Below are 18,843 nucleotides of genomic sequence, written 5' to 3'. Positions count from 1 at the left end.
GGCTGACCGCGGTATCTTTCCGAGAAAGCGTCGGGAACCCCGCCGACGGCCTAGCCGCCGAGGTAGGCGTCGCGGATGTAGTCGTCGCCGCGGAGGTCGTCCGGGCTCCCCTCCCGCTCGACCTGCCCGTTCTCCAACAGGTAGATCCGGTCGGCGTGTTTCATCGCGAAGGTAACGTTCTGCTCGCACAGCAGGATCGAGACGCCCTCCTTGCGGATCGTCTCGATGGCGTCGCTGATGCTCTCGATGACGACCGGCGCGAGGCCGAGCGTCGGCTCGTCGAGGACGAGCAGGTCGGGGTCGCCCATCAGCGAGCGCCCGACGGCGAGCATCTGCTGCTCGCCGCCGCTCATCGTCCGGGCGCGCTGGTCGGTGCGCTCCTCCAGCGCCGGGAACACGTCGTAGACGAAGTTGAGGCGCTCCCCGTTGTCGCCCGACTTGCGGTAGGCGCCGAGCGTCAGGTTGTCCTCGACGCTCATGTAGCCGAACAGGTCGCGCGTCTCGGTGCAGTAGATGAGACCGTCCTCGACGAGCGCGCTCGTCTCGCGGCCAGCGACCTCCTCGCCGCGGTACCGCAGGCTCCCCTCGTAGGGGACGAACCCGGAGACGGCGTCGGCGAACGTCGACTTGCCGGCGCCGTTCGGGCCGATAAGCGAGACGACCTCGCCCTCGCCGACGCTGACGTCGATCCCCCGGAGCGCGGTCACGCGTCCGTAGTTGACCGTGACGTCCTCCGCGGTGAGCAGCGTCCCCGCGGGGTCCTCGACGCGCTCGGCCTCGCCGCTGGCGGGGGTCGTCACAGCCCCTCACCCCCGAGGTACGCCTCCTGCACCTTCGGATCGTCTCTGATCGCCTCCGGCGGCCCCTCGGCGATCTTCGAGCCGAACTGGATCACGATGGCGCGGTCGATCAGCGAGAGGAGGCCACGCATGTTGTGGTCGACGACGACGAGCGTCACGCCGTCGTCGCGCAGCGATTCGAGCAGCGCCGACACCTCCTCGACCTCCGGGCCGGACAGGCCGGCGAACGGCTCGTCGACCAGCAGCAGGTCAGGGTCGGTCGCGAGCGCCCGCCCCAGTTCGAGGCGGAGCAAGCCGGCGTGGGGCAGCTCGTCGGGCATCAGTTCGAGCCGGTCGCCGAGACCGACCCGCTCGCAGATCGCGGCGGCCCGGCGACGCGTCTCGCCGCTGAGTCCGGACAGCGAGAACAGCTTGTCCGGGGCCAGCGACAGCGCGACGTTCTGGACGACGGTGCGGTCCTCCAGCGGCTTGAAGTCCTGGAACGTGCGGGCCATCCCCTGCTTGACCATCTCGTGGGTCGGGGTACCCGTCACGTCCTCGCCGTGGTAGTACACCGTCCCGTCGGTCGGCGTGAGCGCGCCGATGACGCAGTTGAACGTCGTCGACTTGCCGGCGCCGTTCGGGCCGATGAAGCCGAGGATCTCGCCCTCGTTCACCGCGAACGACAGCGAGTCGACGGCCACGAGACCGCCGAACTCCTTCGTCAGGTCGTCGACGACCAGGACGCCGTCGGTCGACGCGTGCGATGCCTCCCGTGTCGCGTCCGCGGATGTAGCCTCACTCATCGTCGTCACCTCCGGGGCCGAACGACCGGACGGCCGTCCGGTACTTCTCGACGGTCCGTTCGAGCGGTGTCTCACCGCCGTCGGCCGCGACCTCGTCGCCGCCGAGCCGCTCGCGGACCTTCCGCCCGCCGAACAGCGCCCAGCGGAGCATCCCGCCCGGCGCGAAGTAGAGGATCACGAGCGTGACGACGGCGAACACGAGGAAGCTGGCGTCGCCGACCGCGAGGTCGGTGAACGGGATGGTCGCCTCGATCCCGTCCAGGTAGTCGCTGAACAGGAAGAAGAACATGCCGCCGATCGCCGCACCGACGATGGTCCCCATCCCGCCGAGGATGCTGGCGATGATGACCTCGATGCTCACCACCAGGTTGAGCAGTTGGCTCGGCTGCGGGCCGCCGACGGGGGTGTGGACGAACGTCGCGCCCGCGAGCCCGCCGATCGCGCCCGAGAGCACGAACGCGAAGATCTTGAACTTCGCGGGGTTGATCCCCGAGGCCGACACGGCGTCGGGGTCCTCCCGGATCGCGGTGAACACCGCGCCGGCGTTCGACCGGGTCACGGCGAGCAGCACCGCGAGGATGAACACGAACAGCGCGAGCGCGACGTAGTAGTTCGCGACGACGACGAGGAGGTACTCGTCGGCCGTCACCAGCGGGTCCGGCCGCGGCAGGCCGATCTCCCCGCCGAAGACGTCGCTGTACAGGATGAATATCTGCATCAGGATCAGCGGCGCGATGAGCGTGATCAGCGACAGGTACGGCCCGTGCAGTCGGAGCGCCGGCACGCCGATGAGCACGCCGGCGACGGCCGCCAGCACCATCCCGATCGGGATCGACAGCAGCGGATCGACGCCCATCTCCAGGTTCAGCAGCGCGGACGAGTAGCCGCCGATGGTGAAAAACAGCGCGTGGCCGAAGCTGATCTCGCCGGTGTAGCCGGAGACGGCGTCCCAGCTCATCGCGAACATGCCGAGATACAGCGCGCCGGTGATCTTCAGCATCGTGATCTCCGGGACGCCGAAGGGGATCAGCGCGAGCGCGACCAGCCCGACGATGCCGACGTGGTACCGCAGCGGCAGCGTCCGCGGGTCGAGCAGCCCGGCGATCCCCTCGCCGGCGCGCGAGTCCTCGGCGGCGCGGTCGGCGGTCGGGTCGTCGGTAGTCGGTGTTTCCTCAGACATGATCGATCACTCCGCGAGCTCCCGGCCGAACAGGCCTTCGGGTTTGACCAGCAGGACGAGCACGAGGACGACCAGCGACGCCACCCCGCTCAGCCGCGGGTTGACGACGTTGACCGTGAACACCTCGAGGAAGCCGATCAGGTACGCGCCGACGACGCTGCCCCGGATCGACCCGAGGCCGCCGAGGATGACGATGGAAAAGGACAGGATGAGCGGTTGCCGGCCCATCGCCCAGTTGGCGGTGAGATACGACGCGAGGAACACGCCGGCGATCCCGGCGAGCACGCCGGCGATCAGCCACGTGTACAGGTGGATGCGGTCGCTGTCGATGCCGACGACCGCCGCGCCCTTCTCGCTCATGCTCGTCGCGATGATCGCCTTCCCGGTGTCGGTGCGGTTGATGAACACGAGCAACGCCCCGATCAGCACCCACGAGACGACGAACATCAGGAGCATGTTCGCCTGCAGGGTGGTGCCCGCGACGGACACCTGGCCGGTCGCCAGACTCGGAACCGCCCGGGGCTGGGTCCCGACGACCGTTCTGAGGAACTCCTCGACGATGATCGACGAGACGAGGGTGAGTATCATCACCATTATCGGCTCGTCCGCCACGTTCCGGATCATCAGCAGGTAGAGCCCCACGCTGAACAGGCCGCCGGCTGCGAGCGCTGCGAGCGCGCCCGTCCACGGGCCGAATCCCCGCAACGAGACGGCGTAGGCCGCGAACGCGCCGACGGCGACGACGGCCCCGTGAGCGAGGTTGAGGACGCCCCCGACGCCGAAGATCATCGTGAAACCGATCGCGACCAGCGCGTACAGCGCGCTGATGATCAGCCAGGAAGTGATCAGGTTGACTGGGTCGACCATCGATCAGAGCCACGCGGGCGGGACGTAGTCGGCGGTCGCGTGCTCGTCGGGCCAGATGACTTCCTGCACGCCCTCGCCGTCGTCGTTCTCCTGCCACTGCGCGTAGATGGGGAACACCTTGTCCTCGCCGTAGACGACGTCGTGGGCGAACTCGTGGTCCGGCGGGTAGAACTCGATCGTCCCGGTCGTCCCGGTGAACGACATGTTCTCGATGGGCTCGACGAGGTCGTCGGAGTCGACGGTCTCCTCGTCCTCGACGGCCTGCGCGTAGAGCTTGATCGCGTCGTAGGTGATGTAGCCGGTGTACACCGGGAGGCCGTCGTACGCGCCGCGGTAGGCCTCGACGAACGGCTGGGTCTTCTCCGTCAGTTCGCTCTGGGCCGTCGCGCTCGTCTGGGTGATCCCCCAGCGGCACGCGGAGTCGACCATCCCGTAGTACGCCGGGAGCTGCATCGGGACGTGGATGCCGCCGAACGCGAAGTCGCGCTGCTGGGACGCCCACTGGACGACCGCCTGCGTGCCCGTGTGAGCCATCGCGACGAAGGCGGCGTCGACGTCCTCGCCCTCGACGTTGTCGTAGATCGGCCCGAAGTTCTCCGTGCCGCTCGCGTACCGCGTGTTCACGGGAACGTCGACGCCCGTGCCGCCGAGGTTGCTCTCGAGCACCTCGGAGATGGGTTCGGTCCACGTGTAGTCCTCGACGAGCACGCCGACGGAGTCCCAGCCCATGTCGCTGAAGTTCGCGTCCGCGAAGTCGACCATGTTCTCCCCCAGCTGGCGGTCGTTGAGCGGGCCGACGCGGAAGTGGTACTTGTTCTCCTCGTAGTTCTCCTTGACACGGGTACTCGCCTCCGTCGAGGCTGCGCCGGTCGTCAGGTGGAGCGTCCCCTGCTCCGCGATGTCGCCCATGATGTTCAGCAGTACCTCGCTCGTGAAGACGCCGGCCGTCACGTGGACGCCCTCTTCGAGCGTGAGCTCCTGGTACGCCTGCTGCCCCTCGGCGGGGTCCTCGTGGGTATTCTTGACGATGAGCTCGACGTCTTTCCCTCCGATCCCGCCGTCGTCGTTCAGCTCCTGAACGGCGAGCTCGGCCGCCTGGGCCTGCGAGGCGCCGATCGGGTTGTTCTCCGGCTCCGGCGCCAGGACGCCGATCTTGATCGTATCGATCGAGTCTAGGTCGCCGCCGCCGTCGGAGTCCCCGGTACCGAACGCGTCGAGACAGCCGGCCACGGACACGCCGGCCGTCCCGGCGGCCGTCGTCTTGAGGAACCGCCGCCGGTCCACGTACCGGTCGGAGCCGCTCGGTTCGGCGTCGTCGCGCGTCGATGCCTCTGACTCACCGCATTCGCCATTATCTTTACCCATAGTTCGGCGGGAAGTTGCGCGCAGGTCCACATAAGTGTGTGGGAAGATAACACATATCTCCACCAGAGGTTGCGTCGAAACGAACGCGAAACCACTCGTAGTTACAAGCGGCGAATAGAGCGGGACGCAGCGACCGGCCCGGCGAGGCCGATCAGCGCAGCAGCGAGAGTATCTCGCAGGAGAGGACGACCTCGCCGTCCTGATTCACCACGTCCGCGTCGTACCGCACGAGCCCGTTCGCGACGCGGTGGTCCCGCGGTTCCGTCTCGACGACCTCCGTCTCCACGTGAACCGTGTCGCCGACGAACACCGGGGCGACGAACCGCAGGCGGTCGACGCCGTAGAACGCGACCACCTGCGTGTCGTCGTCGCGGGCCTGCCACAGCAGGCCGGTCATGACCGAGAAGACGAGCGCGCCGTGGGCGATGCGCTCGCCGAACGCCGAGTCGGCCATCCGCTCGGCGTCCGTGTGGAGGTGGTTGAAGTCGCCGCTGACGCCCGCGAAGTTCGAGATGTCCGCCCCCGTGATGGTGCGGCCGCCGGTCGTCAGTTCGTCGCCGACCTCGACGTCCTCGAACGTTCGTGTCATGACTCCCGGAAGAGGCGGTAGGTGGCTCGCCCGACGGCAACGTCCGCCGGCTCGCCGCTCGGCTTCTCGCTCGATACGGTGACGCTCGTGACGCCGACGGAGTCGCCGGCGCGCTCCACCTCGGCCTCGACGGTCAGGTCGTCGGTCGCCGGCCGGAGGTAGGACACGTCGAGGTCGGTCGTCGTGAGGCGGGCCGCCGCGGGGTCGTCGAACGTCGTCCGCAGGGCGAACCCGCTCGCGGTGTCGACCAGCGTCGCCGTGATCCCGCCGTGGACCGACGCCTGCCCCTCCGAGGGGTTCAACAGCTTCTCGTCGTGCGGGACGCGCATGCGCACCCGCCCGCGCTCGGCGCGCTCGACCGCGAGGCCGATCCACGACAGGTAGCCGTGGCGGTCGACGAACTCCTGGAACGCGTCGGCGTCGACGGCGTCGGCCGTCGCCGGTTCGCCCCCCACGTCACTCACCCCGGAACTCGGGGTCGCGGTCCTCGGCGAACGCGGCCGTCCCTTCGAGCACGTCGTCGGTGCTCATCAGCAGGCCGAAGCCCTGGCTCTCCAGCGCGAGCGCGGCGTCGAGGCTGGCGTCCTGTCCCTCGTTCATCACCTTCTTCGCGACCTTGAGGCCGATCGGCGGCCCCTTCACGACGTCGTCCACGAACGCCTCGACCGTCTCGTCGAACTCCTCGTCGGAGACGGCGCGGTTGATCAGCCCCCACTCCTGCGCCCGCTCCGCGCCGATCCGGTTCCCGCAGAAGACGAGCTCCTTCGCCCGCGTCTCGCCGAGGATCCGCAGGAGCCGCTGGGTGCCGCCGCCGCCCGGGATCAGGCCGAGGCCGATCTCCGGCGACCCGAACGACGACTCCTCCGTGGCGATCCGCAGGTCGCAGGCCAGCGCGAGTTCGAGGCCAGCGCCGAGACAGTAGCCGTCGATCTTCGCGAGCGTGGGCCGTTCGAAGTCGTTGACCGTCTCGAACGCCGGCGTCACGTCCATCGCGTCCGTGGGGTCCACGTCGGCGAAGCCGCCGATGTCCGCGCCGGCGCTGAACGCCCGGTCGCCCGCGCCCTCGAACGTGACGCAGCGAACGTCGTCGGCGTCGACGCTCCGCAGGAGGTCGTCTATCTCGCCGAGCAGGTCCGTCGAGAGCGCGTTCATGCGGTCCGGTCGGTCGAGTTCCACTTCGAGGACGCCGCGGTCGGTCAGGCCGTAGTTCAGCAGGCGGTAGTCGCCCGGCCCCTCGCCGCTCCCGTAGTCGTGAAAGCCCGCGCCCGCGTCCTCGCCAGTGCGGCCGGACTCGACGAGCTCGCGCAGGTAGTCCGCCGGCTCGTAGCGTTCCTCGCCGGTCTCCTCGTACAGCGTCTCCAGCTTCTCCAGCACGCGGTCGAGGCCGATCTTGTCGGCGCGGCGGCAGGTGCCCTCAGGGAAGCCCGCGCCGAGGCGCATCCCGGTGTCGATGGCCTCGGGCGTCGCCACGTCGTCGCCGACGAGCTTCGCCGCCTCGTTGATCATGCGCGCCTCGACGCGGAGCGTGTCGAAGTCCTCGCCCTGCCCGGCCTCGTAGTCGGGGCCGTCTCCCTCTTCGTAGTCGTAGTACCCCTTGCCGGTCTTGCGACCTAGCTCCTCGGCCTCGACTTTCTCCTCGACGACCGGCGGGATCGGCTGGCCGCGCTCCTTCCGGACGTGATAGCCCACGTCGATCCCGGTCAGGTCGCCCAGTTCGAACGGTCCCATCGGGTAGCCCCGGCGGTGGACCATCGCGGCGTCCGCCTCGCGGATCGTCGCCTCGCCCTCCGAGACCATCCACGCGGCCTCGTCGCCGAAGGGGCCGAGCACGGAGTTGACCACGAAGCCGTTGACGTCTTTCCGGACGTAGATGGGCGTCTTGTCGATCGACTCGACCCAGTCGTGGGCCGTCTCCGCCGTCTCGTCGCTGGTCTCCTCGCCGTAGATCACCTCGACGAGGTCCATCTTCACCGGCGGGTTGAAGAAGTGGGTCCCGACGACCTGGTCGGGCCGGTCGGTCGCCGTCGCGATCTCCGTGATCGAGAGGCTCGACGTGTTCGACGCGAGGATGGCGTCCTCGTGAGTGTACTCGTCGAGGTCCGCGAACAGGTCCTTCTTCAGGCTCATCTGCTCAGGCGCGGCCTCGACGACGAGGTCCGCGTTCGACACTGCCTCCTCCAGGTCGACCGCGGTGTCGACGCGCGAGAGGATCTCCTCGGGCGACTCGTCCAGCCGCCCCTTCTCGTCGAGCTTCCGCAGGCTCCACTCGATGTCCTCGTAGCCGTCCTCGACGAGGTCCTCCTCGATGTCTCGGAGCGTCACGTCGTACCCCGCCATCGCCGTCACCTCGGCGATGCCGTGGCCCATGTTGCCGGCACCGATCACCGTGACGTGATCGATAGCTGTGACTGGCATGGGGGTGTCTGCACGTACCACGTCCTTAGTTTCTCGGGACGGGGTAGTTGTTCCCGGTAGGGGCGATCACGTCTCGAAAAGAAACTCTTCCCTTCCGATATTACGGCGATACTATCAGTATTAAGTGATAATGCTCGAAATTCAGGGATGAAGGGAATTCAGACACCTGTATGACTTCTACACCGTTTTGAGACGCGTATCTGGCTCCGTTACGGCCAGATATTTTCTAATCTCGCACCCGCCATTCAGGCTCTCTCTTTCCCGTATTCCCTCTTTTCTCTGGGCCTGACGAATATATACGTTTTTTTACTTATATTGTTTATTATACACTAGATTGTTACTACTGGTGCCGAAGGAAGTCCGAACGGAGGCGCTTCGAACGCCGCGAGTCGCCCGTCGCGACCGATACCGACCGGTCAGTGTACGCCGTGGAGCGCGTCCCCGCGTTCGACGGAGCGGGAGCCGCTTCCCCGTTCGGTCGCGACGCCGGCGAGTCGCTCCGAGGAGGTCTTCGACCGGACGACCGCGGCGACAGCTACGAACGACGGTCCCGAGGGCGTTCCGGCCTCCCGCCGGCGGTCACCGTTCCAGGTCGGCGAGGAACGCCTCGGCCCGCTCTTCGCCGAGTTCGACGAGGCTCTCGACGAACGAGGGCCGCCGGTCGAGTTTGGTGGCGAGGTCGTACTGCCGCCCGAGCGGGATGCGTCGGATCTCGGTGTGAGTGAACTCCGACTCCGGGAGCCACCCGGCCTCGATCCACTCGTTGACCTGTTCGACGAACCGGAGCTCCTGATTGAGCGAGAGGTTCCCCGACAGCTGGTTGCGCCGGTCGGCGATCTCGGCCAGTGTCCGCGGGCGCTCGTCCACCGACTGCGGGTTGATCTGGACCACCCAGAGCTCGTCGGGTTTCACCCCGGTCGTCCCCGTCATGAGGTCTTGCACCGGCGGGTTCTGCGAGAACAGCCCGTCCCAGTGGAGGCTCCCGCGGAGGTGGACGCCGGGAAACAGCGTGGGGATGGCGGCGGACGCGAGCACGGCGTCGGCGGTGACCTCCTCGTTGACGAACGTGTCGAACTCGCCCGCGTGAACGTCGACCGTCCCGACGACGAGATCGGGGACGTCGCGGCCGCAGAGGTCGGGCACCGCGTCGAAGTCGATGTGACGCTCGAGGATCCGCCGGATCTGCTCTTGCCCCCGCCGCGACCCGGCCGTGAAGTAGGGGCTGACCTGAAACACGGGGAACCCGGCGTGCTGGGCGCGGGCGCTCCCGACGACCCACTCGTTGGCCAGCCGGTCGAGGGCGTCGTCGGCGACCATGTCGGCCCAGAGCGACGTGACGAGTTCGGCCGCGCGCTCCTCGTCGTCGACGACCAGCCCGTACCACGCCGCGAGCGCGTTGAAGGCCCCGCCGGAGGTGCCGCTGATCCCGACCAGCCGGTGGCGGTCGCGGTCCCACTCGCGGAGGAGGCCGCGCAGCACGCCGGCCGTGAACGCCGTGTGGCTGCCGCCGCCCTGACAGGCGATGGCGACGTTGTCCGGGTCGCTCTCGCCCGCGGCGTCCGCGTCGCGCTCACTCATAGGTGTGCGTGTAGCCGCCGTCCCAGAGCATGTCGGCCCCGTTCAGGTGCTTGCCGTGCCGGGAGAAGCCGAACGTGAACAGGTTGGCGACCTCGGCGGGCGTCATCAGATCCTTCGTGCGGGCCTGACCGAGCATGATGTCCTCGACCACCTCGCGCTCGGGGATGCCGCGTTCCGCGGCGGTGGCCTCGATCTGGTTCACCATCAGGGGGGTGAGCACGTAGCCGACGCTCACCGAGAATCCCCGGAGCGTTCCCTCGCCCTCGGCGGCGATCGCCCGCGTCAGCCCGTTGATACCGTGTTTCGCGACGATGTACGCCGGTTTGTTCTTCGTGGCGTAGCGGCCGTGGACCGACGACATGTTGGCGATGGCACCGACGCCGTCGTCGGTCTCGCGGACGCGCGGCATCGCGTGCTTCGCGACGAGAAACGGCGCTCGCAGCATCACGTCGAGCAGGAGGTCGTACCGCTCCATCGGGTACTCCGGGATGGACGCGATGTGCTGGAGGCCGGCGACGTTGGCGACGTACCGAAGGTCGCCGCGCTCGGCCGCCGCCTCGACCATCGCCGCGACGTCGCCGTCGTCGGTGAGGTCGGTCTCGACGGTCGCCACGTCGCCCGGCGCGCCGAGGTCCTCCGCGAGGGCGACCGTCTCGCCGAGGCCGTCGGCGTCGACGTCCGCGCCGACGACGGTGAGGCCGTTCGCGGCGAGGGCGACCGTCAGGGCCCGGCCGATGCCGGACGCCGCTCCGGTCACGACGGCGACCGAGTCGGGACCGAAGCGGGGGTCGTCGAGGACGAGAATGTCGTCCCGCGTCAGTTCGGGGTCGCTCAGGTCGAAGTTCGTGGACACGCGAGTAGCACCACGCGCACTGACCACGCCGAGCGATATAACGGGCGGCCCCGGCGCACTCGCGACGCCGCCGGCACCGCTCAGAGGTCGCGCTCCATCTCGTGCTCGCGGCCCTCCTCCAGGGTCCGGAATCCGACCGACTCGTACAGGCGTCGCGCGATCCGGTTCCGGCTGGAGACCGTGAGCCAGACGCGGTCGACGCCGTTCTCGCGACCGTGCCCGAGCAGCCCCCGGACCACCGCCGTCCCGACGCCGGCGGACTGGTAGGACGGGTCGACGAAGACGGCGAGCTCGTGTCTGTCGTCGTTCATCGGCAGGAGCGCGGCGTGTCCGACGATCCGGTCCTCGTGTCGCGCGACGACGTTGAGGCCGTCGTCGAGCAGCGGCCCCAGCCAGGAACGGATGCGCTCCTCGGACAACGGCGGGATGCCCTGCGCGCGGTCCTCCGGGTCGAACCGCTCGTACATCGCGACGAGGGGGTCCGCGCCGCCGTCGTAGGCGCGGACCGCTATCTCTCTGTCCTCCTCGTCGTCGACGTCGACCGGCGGCGGGCGGTAGGGGCCGTCCCCGTCGCCGTCCGCCCGCTCGTCGCCCGCGAGCGCGTCGGTCGCCGGGTCTGTGCTGTCCGCGGGCGGGAGGGCCGGCTGCGACCGCCGAGCGTCGCGAGTGTCGGGGTCCATTGTTCTCGGTCGGTCCTAGGTCGGGACGGCATAAACGGCTCTCGATGGTTCTCGGAAACTGGGAGCGGCGGGGGCGTCCGCGGGCTCGTGCTCACCGCCGCCGCGCCGTGTCGACGAAGGCGTCGCTCTCGATCCACGCGGACGGGTCGTCCGGGTCACAGACGACTATCCCCGTCTCCGTCTCGTAGGCGAGCAGGTCGTCGGTCTCCCCGCCGTCGATCGCCCCGTTCGCGTCGCCGTCCGCGTCCGTCGCGTTCGTCGTGGTCATAGGAGTCACCTCACGTGCGGACCTCTCGCCGGAGCGAGGGTAAAACGGGGGCACCGTTCTCGGGATCTGGAAACGGCGGCGGCCGCGGCGACCCGCCGCGGCTCGTCCCGCACGTTCAAGTAGCGACGCTCGGAACTACCGTCGATGACTCCCACGCGCGACAGGTCGGAGGTGGAACGGACGTGAGCGACGCGGACGGCGACCGTGAGACCGCCGGCGACGGCGAGATCCGGACGCTCGACGACTCGACGGTCCGGCGCATCGCGGCCGGCGAGGTGGTCGAGCGCCCGGCCAGCGTCGTGAAGGAACTGGTCGAGAACAGCATCGACGCGGACGCCTCCCGCATCGAGGTCGAGGTCGAGAGCGGCGGGATCGACCGGGTCTGCGTCAGCGACGACGGCGTCGGGATGAGCGAGGAGGACGTGCGGACCGCCGTCCGCGAACACACGACGAGCAAGATCCGGGACCTGGACGACCTCGAATCGGGGCTGACGACGCTCGGCTTCCGCGGCGAGGCCCTGCACACCATCGGCGCGGTCTCGCGGACGACCGTCACGACGAAGGCCCGCGGCGCGGACGGCGCGGCGACCGAACTCCGCCTGGAGGGCGGCGAGGTGACCGACGTCTCGCCGGCGGGGCGTCCGGCAGGCACCACCGTCGAGGTGACGGACCTGTTCTACAACACGCCCGCCCGGAAGAAGTACCTGAAGACGGAGGCGACGGAGTTCGCCCACGTGAACCGCATTGTTACGCGCTACGCGCTGGCGAACCCGGACGTGGCGGTGTCGCTGGAACACGACGGCCGCGAGACGTTCTCCACGACCGGCCGGGGCGACCTGCGCTCCGCGCTGCTCTCGGTCTACGGCCGCGAAGTGGCCGAGTCGATGATCGCGGTCGACGAGGAGGACCTGCCGCCCGGCCCGCTGGACGAGGTCTCGGGCTACGTCAGCCACCCCGAGACGAACCGTTCCAGCCGCGAGTACGTCTCGACGTTCATCAACGGCCGCTACGTCACGGCCGGCGCCGTCCGCGAGGCCGTGCTGGAGGCCTACGGCGGCCAGCTCGCGGCGGACCGCTACCCCTTCGTCGTCCTCTTCCTCGACGTGCCCGCCGCCGCCGTCGACGTGAACGTCCACCCGCGGAAGATGGAGGCGCGCTTCGACGACGAGGCGGGCCTGCGCCGACAGGTCGAGGCGGCCGTCGAGAGCGCCCTGCTCGACCACGGCTTGATCCGCTCCGGCGCGCCGCGGGGGCGGTCGGCGCCCGACGAGGCCGCCGTCCGGCCCGAGTCCGCGGCGGACGACGGGGACGAGGCGGGAACCGGCGAGAACCCCGACGATGCGCCCGGCGGCGAGAGCGCCTCCGGCCCCACTGCAGACCCCAGAAGCGAGGACCTCACGTCGTACGGATCGGCCGACGCGGCGGACGAGACGACCGACTCGCCGGGGGCAGCGAGCGGTTCGAGCGGCGACGGCGACACGTCTGCCGACGCAGCGGAGAGCAGCTTCAAAGACTCTGCAGATGCTGTAGAAGCTACGGATGGTTCGAGCGCCACTGGAGAAGAGTCCGGAAGCAGCCCCCGGAGAGCCGAAGCACGTTCGTCGCCCAAAGAGGCTCCGGAAACTGCAGAGCCGTCAGAGTCGGGTACCGGAACCGCCGACGCGGCGGGCGGTGGACCGGGCGAGGCAGACCAAGAGATCCGAGCGACGGACCGCGTCACGCCGGAAGCGGCCGACGACGACCCGACGGACGCCGGCCGCGACGAGGCCGCTCCATCGAAGTTCGCCGGCGCGACCGAGCAGCGGACGCTGGCCGGCGACGCCGTCGACCGCACGCGCGAGTACGACAGTCTCCCGTCGATGCGCGTGCTGGGCCAGTTCAGCGACACCTACGTCGTCGCCGAGACGGACGCTGGGCTGGCGCTGGTTGACCAGCACGCCGCCGACGAGCGGGTGAACTACGAGCGCCTGCGAGAGGCGTTCGCCGGCGACACGACCGCGCAGTCGCTGGCCGAGTCGGTCGAACTGGAGCTGACGGCGGGCGAGGCGGCGCTGTTCGAGGACTACGCCGACGCGCTCGCCGGCCTCGGATTCTACGCGAACCGCGCCGACGACCGGACCGTCGAGGTGACGACGGTGCCGGCCGTCTTCGACGAGACGCTCGACCCCGAGCGCCTGCGCGACGTGCTCGCGTCGTTCGTCTCGACGGCGGACGAGGCGGCCGGCGAGGAGACGGTCGAATCGCTGGCGGACGAGTTCATCGCCGACCTCGCCTGCTACCCGTCGGTGACGGGCAACACGTCGCTGACGGAGGGCGCGGTGACGGAGCTGCTCGCGGCGCTCGACGAGTGCGAGAACCCGTACGCCTGCCCGCACGGGCGGCCCGTCGTGATCGAACTCGACGAGGACGAACTCGCCGAGCGGTTCGAACGGGACTACCCGGGCCACGGCGGACGGCGGGAGCCCTGAGGCGGCGGGTCCGGGAGCGACGAGAACGCGGCGGCCGCCTCCGCCATCGAACGGGGGAACTTATACCGATCCCGTTCATTTGCGGGGGTATGAACCGTCCGTCCCCACGACAGGAACCGACCGAGAGGTCCGAGGTGGACCCATGAGCGACCTCGTCACGTTCGGCGAGACGATGCTGCGGCTCTCCCCGCCGGGCAACGAGCGTCTGGAGACGACGCCGGAACTGGAGTTCCGCGCCGCGGGCGCGGAGAGCAACGTCGCCGTCGCGGCCGAGCGCCTCGGCGCGGTGTCGACGTGGCTGTCGAAGCTCCCCGACAACCCTCTGGGTCGGCGCGTGGAGAACGGCCTGCGCGGCTACGGAATCGACACCGAGATCGTCTGGTCCGAGGAGGGCCGGCAGGGAACCTACTACCTCGAACACGCCGGCAGTCCGCGCGGGACGAACGTCATCTACGACCGCGAGAACGCGGCGGTCACGACGGCCAGCGCGGAGGAGTTCGACCTGAGTACGATCCGCGACGCCCGCGCGTTCTTCACCAGCGGCATCACGCCCGCGCTGTCGGACTCGCTCCGCGACGCGACGGCGAACCTGCTCCGGGTCGCCAAGAAGGCCAACACGACGACGGCGTTCGACATGAACTACCGGTCGAAGCTCTGGTCGCCCGACGAGGCCCGCGCGACCGTGACGAAGCTGTTCCAGCTCGTCGACGTGCTGGTCATCCCCTTCCGCGACGCCGAGACGGTGCTCGGCTACGAGGGGTCCGCCCCCGAACTCGCCCACCACCTCGCCTCGAAGTACGACTTCGAGACCGTCGTCGTCACGCAGGGCGAGCACGGCTCGCTGGCCTGGCACGACAACGTCGTGCACGAGCAGGACATCTACGAGGCGGACACGGTCGACGCCATCGGCACGGGCGACGCCTTCGTCGGCGCGTTCCTCGGTCGGCGGCTCTCGGGCGACGACGTGGCCCGCTCGCTGGAGTACGCCTCCGCGACGGCGGCGCTCAAGCGGACCATCCCCGGCGACGTCGCGACGGTGACGAAAGCGGAGGTCGAGTCGGTCATCGGCGACGACCTGAACCAGATCTCGCGGTAACCGTCCGCCGCTTCTCTCGGCGCGTCTCGTTCGCGAACTCCTCTTTCTCGCCGCGAGCGGGGCGGTTGCTTCGCGACGATCGTCGCGCGCCGCTCGCCCGTGGCTGACGCACGGCCGCCCGAACGTTGAACCGTCGAGGCGACGCACTCTCACGCATGCCACACGTCGCCATCATCGGCGCGTACGGGAGCGCGGGCGTCGCCGTCGCGGGCGAGCTCGTCGACGAGCCCGACGTGGAACTGACCCTGATCGACGACGGTGAGCCCGGTGGCGGCCTCTGCATCCTGCGGGGCTGTATGCCCTCGAAAGAGGTCCTCTCGGCGGGCGCGCACCGCTTCGGCGCGCGTCACGACCACCGCCTGACGGGGGAGATACCCGAGGTCGACCTGGAGCGCGTGGTCGAGACGAAAGACGACCACGTCCTCGGGTTCGCGGAGCACCGACGCGAGGCGGTCCACGAGATGGCCGAGCGCGAGAACGTGGAGTTCCTGCACGAGACGGCGCGGTTCGTCGACGACCGCGTCATCGCCGTCGCCGACAGGACCATCGAACCCGACTACGTCGTGATCGCGACGGGGTCGACGGTGAACGTGCCCGACATCGACGGGATCGACGAGGTCGACTTCGCGACCAGCGCGGACGTGCTGGACGCGACCGAGCTCCCCGACTCCGGCGTCGTGATGGGCTTCGGCTACGTCGGACTGGAGCTGGTGCCGTACATCGCCGAGGCCGGGACCTCGCTCACCGTGATCGAACACGACGAGCGCCCGCTGGACGAGGCCGACCCCGAGTACGGCGACGAACTACTCGACATCTATCAGGACGAGTGGGACGTGGACGTGCTGACCGAGACGGACGAGGAGCGGCTCGAACCGACCGACGACGGCGGCGTTCGTCTGTACCTCGACGGCGAGCGCGACGCGGTCGAGGCCGACGAACTGTTCCTGTTCACCGGCCGGCGCCCGAACCTCGACGGCCTCGGACTGGAAAACACCGCGCTCGACCCGGGCTCGGGGTGGGTGGGGGACACGATGCAGGCCCGCGACGACGAGCGCGTGTTCGTCGTCGGCGACGCCAACGGCCACGAGCCGATCCTCCACGTCGCCAAGGAACAGGGGTTCAGAGCTGCCGAGAACGTCCTTTCTCACGCCCACGGTCAGGCGCTGTCCCCGTACGAGAACGTCCACCACCACGTCATCTTCTCGGGCCTCGGCGTCTACCCGTACGCCCGCGTCGGCCACTCGAAGGAGTCGGCCGAGGCGAAGGGCGTCGACCACGTCGCCGTCACGCGCGAGGCGAGCGACGACGGCGTGTTCACGACCAAGACCGTCCCGGAGGGGCGGGCGACGCTCGTGGTCGACCCCGACGACGGGACGGTGCTCGGCTACCAGGGGCTGCACTACCACGCGGACGCGATGGCGAAGACGATGCAGGTCGTCGTCGAGATGGAACTCGACGTGCGCGACCTGCCGGACCGGGCGTACCACCCGACGACGCCCGAGATACTCGACGGCCTGTTCCGCGAGGCGAGCGCCCGCGTCGAGGAGTGACCGCCAAAATCGCCGTACGTGAGCGAGGCCGACCGCCGAAACTACACGAGACGCAAGTTATTTAACGGATTCCGTCGATCCGTTAGTCAACCTGAGTTGCGCTAAAGCAAACTCAGTTGAACAAAGTACAATGACAGACGCGCTCCTCCTCATCGCCCGCGACACGCCGCAGGCCCGCGAGGTCGTCGGGACCCACGCCCGGCGGCTGCGGTCGGCCGGCGTCGCCGACGACGTTCGCACCGCTTACTACGAGCACGACCCGGTCCACGAGCTCGGGGACGAGTTCGCCGCGATCGGCGCGGACACGGTGTACGCGCTGCCGGTAACGGTCGCGCACACCTACGAGACGACGGAGGACATCCCCGCGGCGCTGTCGCGGTGTCCCGGCGAGGTCCACTACTGCGAGCCCGTCGGTCGGAGCCCCGGCGTGACGGGCGCGATCCGCGACCGCGCCGCCGCGGCCGCGCCCGACGCGGACTCGCTCGTGCTCGTGGGGCTCGGCCACAGTGCGCTCCCGTACGGCCGCCAGACCGTCGAGTACCATGCCTCTCGGCTGCGCGACCGCGGCGCGTACGACGAGGTGGAGACCTGTTACCTGCTGCAGAACCCGGCCGTCGAGTGCGTCCGCTACAACGTGTCCGGCGACGACGCGGTCGCAGTGCCGCTGTTTCTCACCGGCGGGCCGGCCACCGAGGAGGAGATCCCGCGGAAACTGGAACTCGACCGCGGGGGCCTCGCCTACGCCGACCCGCTCGGCGCCCACGAGCGCGTCACCGACGCCGTCCGCGCGGAGGTCGAGACCCAGCGCGTCATGGTCGACGGGGCGCACCCCCCGTCGTTCGAGGCGACGCTGACGATGAACGCCCGCCCGATGGCGACCGACGGCCGCGGCGACTGAGGAGCAGCCGCGGAGCCGTCGCGGCCGCAACTCGACTCTCGACGGTCGCAAAACGGCCTCACTCGTCGGGGACTATCTGCGTCACGTTGCCGACTGCGCCCGACTCCAGTTTCACCTCCGGACCGCCCTCCGGTTCGCGGCCCTCGCTGGTCCGGACGGTCTGGATGTCGCCGATGATCGGCTCGTCCTGCTGGTCCTGAACGATCTCGACGGTCATACCGCGACGCAGGTCTTCCGCTCGTGGCGTGTCCATCGACATAGCCGGATCGTCGTCGCGTACGGCGAAAAGCGTTGTTCCCAACTCGCTTGCGGTTAGTCTTCGATCGGACCGAGCCGGTCGGCGAGGTCGTCCGTGTCCGGTACGTCGACGCGAAGAACGCGGACGCAAACGCCGCGGGACCGCTCGGAACGGCGAGGGGTGGCGACGGGCATAATCGTCGCCGCCGCCTACCGCCCCCGTGGTCAACGCGTTCTGGCTGGACCGCGACACGGCGCAGGCCGTCGAGTGGCTCGTCGACAAGCACGTGCTGAGCAGTGTCTTCGAGTGCTCGATGGTGTTGACTACGGCAGCCCAATTGAACGGCTACCCCGAGTCTGACGACCTCTACTTCACGCACGAGCACCATCCGCTGACCGTCTGGACCGCCGACTCGCTGGCGAACTGGGAGACGCTCCGCGAGTACGTCTACCTCGCCCACGACGAGTGGCGGTACCGCTACGACCACCCGCCGGAGAAGGTCCACGGCTCCTGGGCGACGGTCGAGTCGCTGGACGAGGAGACGGTCGTCGCGCTCGACTGGCCGTGCGAGGGGGCGACCGACCCGCCGCAGGTGACCGGTCAGTGGTCCGCGGCGGACTACGTCGACGCCTACCGGCTCTACTACGCCAACGAGAAGCGGGCGCTGTTCGAGTGGACCGGCCGCGACCGGCCGCCGTGGATCGAGGCCTACGCTGTCGACGGTCCGGAGGGCCACCCTTACGAGTAATTCAGTCGCAAGCTGTCGACGCGCTCGACGTTCGGACGTCGGTACCTACGTCTCGTCGTCCCGGTCCCCGCGCTCGACCTCGATCCGGTGTGGTTCCGTGTCGCTTTGGTCCTGCCCGCCGCCCATGAGCTTCGACCGGAGGTCCTCCGTGATGGACTGGAACTGGTCGCGGAGCGTCTTGACCTCCTCCTCGAACTCCTCGACGGAGCGCTCGACGTAGTACACCCGGTTGGCGGGGATGCGCCGGACGGTGTCCCGGCCCTCCATCCGCTCTACCTCCTCCTCCTGGGTCTCGTCGTCGATCTTGACGATCCAGTGGTCCTGGAAGTACGCGACGTGCTCGTTGTCGACCGTGCGCTCGACTGCGTCGCCGTCCGGTCCCTCGTACACGATGGTCGCCTGTCCGATGTCCTCTTGCACCATGTCCGGAGGTTGGTCGCGGACACGGGTAGTCCTAGGCACCTG

Annotated in this window: 19 protein-coding genes; 5 read left to right on the top strand and 14 right to left on the bottom strand. The window is 69.2% G+C overall.

The window, feature by feature from the left end; translation table 11 throughout:
- Positions 1–50 precede the first annotated feature (50 nt).
- The 12 genes from D8670_RS10625 to D8670_RS10570 all read right to left on the bottom strand — a co-directional run bounded on the left by D8670_RS10625 (position 51) and on the right by D8670_RS10570 (position 11,380).
- The gene (locus D8670_RS10625; RefSeq protein ID WP_233752224.1) at positions 51–800 is read right to left on the bottom strand and encodes an ABC transporter ATP-binding protein; all 750 of its coding nucleotides are present in this window, start codon (positions 798–800) and stop codon (positions 51–53) included.
- Positions 797–1,585: an ABC transporter ATP-binding protein gene (locus D8670_RS10620; protein ID WP_121818588.1), complete on the bottom strand. Its 789-nt coding sequence runs from the start codon at positions 1,583–1,585 to the stop codon at positions 797–799. The genes D8670_RS10625 and D8670_RS10620 overlap by 4 nt, the downstream gene beginning before the upstream one ends.
- Positions 1,578–2,765 (bottom strand): branched-chain amino acid ABC transporter permease, encoded by a 1,188-nt coding sequence (locus D8670_RS10615; RefSeq protein ID WP_121818081.1) that lies wholly within the window; start codon positions 2,763–2,765, stop codon positions 1,578–1,580. The genes D8670_RS10620 and D8670_RS10615 overlap by 8 nt, the downstream gene beginning before the upstream one ends.
- Before the next feature lie 6 nt (positions 2,766–2,771).
- Positions 2,772–3,632 (bottom strand): branched-chain amino acid ABC transporter permease, encoded by an 861-nt coding sequence (locus D8670_RS10610; protein WP_121818080.1) that lies wholly within the window; start codon positions 3,630–3,632, stop codon positions 2,772–2,774.
- 3 nt (positions 3,633–3,635) lie between these two features.
- Complete coding sequence (locus D8670_RS10605; protein ID WP_121818079.1) at positions 3,636–4,997, bottom strand: ABC transporter substrate-binding protein; 1,362 nt, start codon at positions 4,995–4,997, stop codon at positions 3,636–3,638.
- A 151-nt stretch (positions 4,998–5,148) separates the two neighbouring features.
- Positions 5,149–5,586 (bottom strand): MaoC family dehydratase, encoded by a 438-nt coding sequence (locus D8670_RS10600; RefSeq protein ID WP_121818078.1) that lies wholly within the window; start codon positions 5,584–5,586, stop codon positions 5,149–5,151.
- Complete coding sequence (locus D8670_RS10595) at positions 5,583–6,041, bottom strand: PaaI family thioesterase (RefSeq protein WP_121818587.1); 459 nt, start codon at positions 6,039–6,041, stop codon at positions 5,583–5,585. Before D8670_RS10595 ends, D8670_RS10600 begins: the two co-directional genes overlap by 4 nt.
- Position 6,042: 1 nt before the next feature.
- Positions 6,043–8,001 carry a 3-hydroxyacyl-CoA dehydrogenase/enoyl-CoA hydratase family protein gene (locus tag D8670_RS10590; RefSeq protein ID WP_121818077.1) on the bottom strand — a complete coding sequence of 653 codons (1,959 nt, stop codon included), beginning with the start codon at positions 7,999–8,001 and terminating at the stop codon, positions 6,043–6,045.
- Between the two features lie 579 nt (positions 8,002–8,580).
- On the bottom strand, positions 8,581–9,579 hold the full coding sequence (locus tag D8670_RS10585; protein ID WP_121818076.1) for a patatin-like phospholipase family protein: 999 nt from the start codon (positions 9,577–9,579) through the stop codon (positions 8,581–8,583).
- On the bottom strand, positions 9,572–10,432 hold the full coding sequence (locus tag D8670_RS10580; protein WP_121818075.1) for an SDR family oxidoreductase: 861 nt from the start codon (positions 10,430–10,432) through the stop codon (positions 9,572–9,574). The genes D8670_RS10585 and D8670_RS10580 overlap by 8 nt, the downstream gene beginning before the upstream one ends.
- Positions 10,433–10,512: 80 nt before the next feature.
- Positions 10,513–11,112 carry a GNAT family N-acetyltransferase gene (locus tag D8670_RS10575; protein ID WP_121818074.1) on the bottom strand — a complete coding sequence of 200 codons (600 nt, stop codon included), beginning with the start codon at positions 11,110–11,112 and terminating at the stop codon, positions 10,513–10,515.
- A 91-nt stretch (positions 11,113–11,203) separates the two neighbouring features.
- The gene (locus tag D8670_RS10570; protein WP_162994259.1) at positions 11,204–11,380 is read right to left on the bottom strand and encodes a DUF7331 family protein; all 177 of its coding nucleotides are present in this window, start codon (positions 11,378–11,380) and stop codon (positions 11,204–11,206) included.
- A 182-nt stretch (positions 11,381–11,562) separates the two neighbouring features.
- Here D8670_RS10570 and mutL point away from each other — a divergent pair, with 182 nt between their 5' ends.
- From mutL to D8670_RS10550, 4 genes are all read left to right on the top strand, one after another.
- The gene (gene mutL, locus D8670_RS10565) at positions 11,563–13,848 is read left to right on the top strand and encodes a DNA mismatch repair endonuclease MutL (RefSeq protein ID WP_121818072.1); all 2,286 of its coding nucleotides are present in this window, start codon (positions 11,563–11,565) and stop codon (positions 13,846–13,848) included.
- A 142-nt stretch (positions 13,849–13,990) separates the two neighbouring features.
- A complete protein-coding gene (gene kdgK1 / locus D8670_RS10560) occupies positions 13,991–14,944 on the top strand; it encodes a bifunctional 2-dehydro-3-deoxygluconokinase/2-dehydro-3-deoxygalactonokinase (protein WP_121818071.1) in 954 nt (317 codons plus the stop codon).
- Between the two features lie 155 nt (positions 14,945–15,099).
- Complete coding sequence (locus D8670_RS10555) at positions 15,100–16,494, top strand: dihydrolipoyl dehydrogenase family protein (protein ID WP_121818070.1); 1,395 nt, start codon at positions 15,100–15,102, stop codon at positions 16,492–16,494.
- A 130-nt stretch (positions 16,495–16,624) separates the two neighbouring features.
- Positions 16,625–17,392, top strand: a complete 768-nt coding sequence (locus D8670_RS10550) for a sirohydrochlorin chelatase (protein WP_121818069.1) — start codon at positions 16,625–16,627, stop codon at positions 17,390–17,392.
- A gap of 58 nt (positions 17,393–17,450) precedes the next feature.
- On the opposite strand, the gene D8670_RS10545 is transcribed toward D8670_RS10550, so the two are convergent.
- A complete protein-coding gene (locus D8670_RS10545) occupies positions 17,451–17,651 on the bottom strand; it encodes a DUF2196 domain-containing protein (protein ID WP_121818068.1) in 201 nt (66 codons plus the stop codon).
- Between the two features lie 199 nt (positions 17,652–17,850).
- Between D8670_RS10545 and D8670_RS10540 the strand changes: the two genes are divergently transcribed.
- Positions 17,851–18,378 (top strand): hypothetical protein, encoded by a 528-nt coding sequence (locus tag D8670_RS10540; RefSeq protein WP_121818067.1) that lies wholly within the window; start codon positions 17,851–17,853, stop codon positions 18,376–18,378.
- A 45-nt stretch (positions 18,379–18,423) separates the two neighbouring features.
- On the opposite strand, the gene D8670_RS10535 is transcribed toward D8670_RS10540, so the two are convergent.
- Positions 18,424–18,801 carry a hypothetical protein gene (locus tag D8670_RS10535; RefSeq protein WP_121818066.1) on the bottom strand — a complete coding sequence of 126 codons (378 nt, stop codon included), beginning with the start codon at positions 18,799–18,801 and terminating at the stop codon, positions 18,424–18,426.
- Positions 18,802–18,843: the final 42 nt, after the last annotated feature.

It is taken from the genome of Halostella limicola (assembly GCF_003675875.1).
Taxonomy (GTDB): domain Archaea; phylum Halobacteriota; class Halobacteria; order Halobacteriales; family Natronoarchaeaceae; genus Halostella; species Halostella limicola.
Note: the sequence above shows the minus strand (reverse complement) of the source record. Positions and strands in the feature narration are given on the sequence as shown.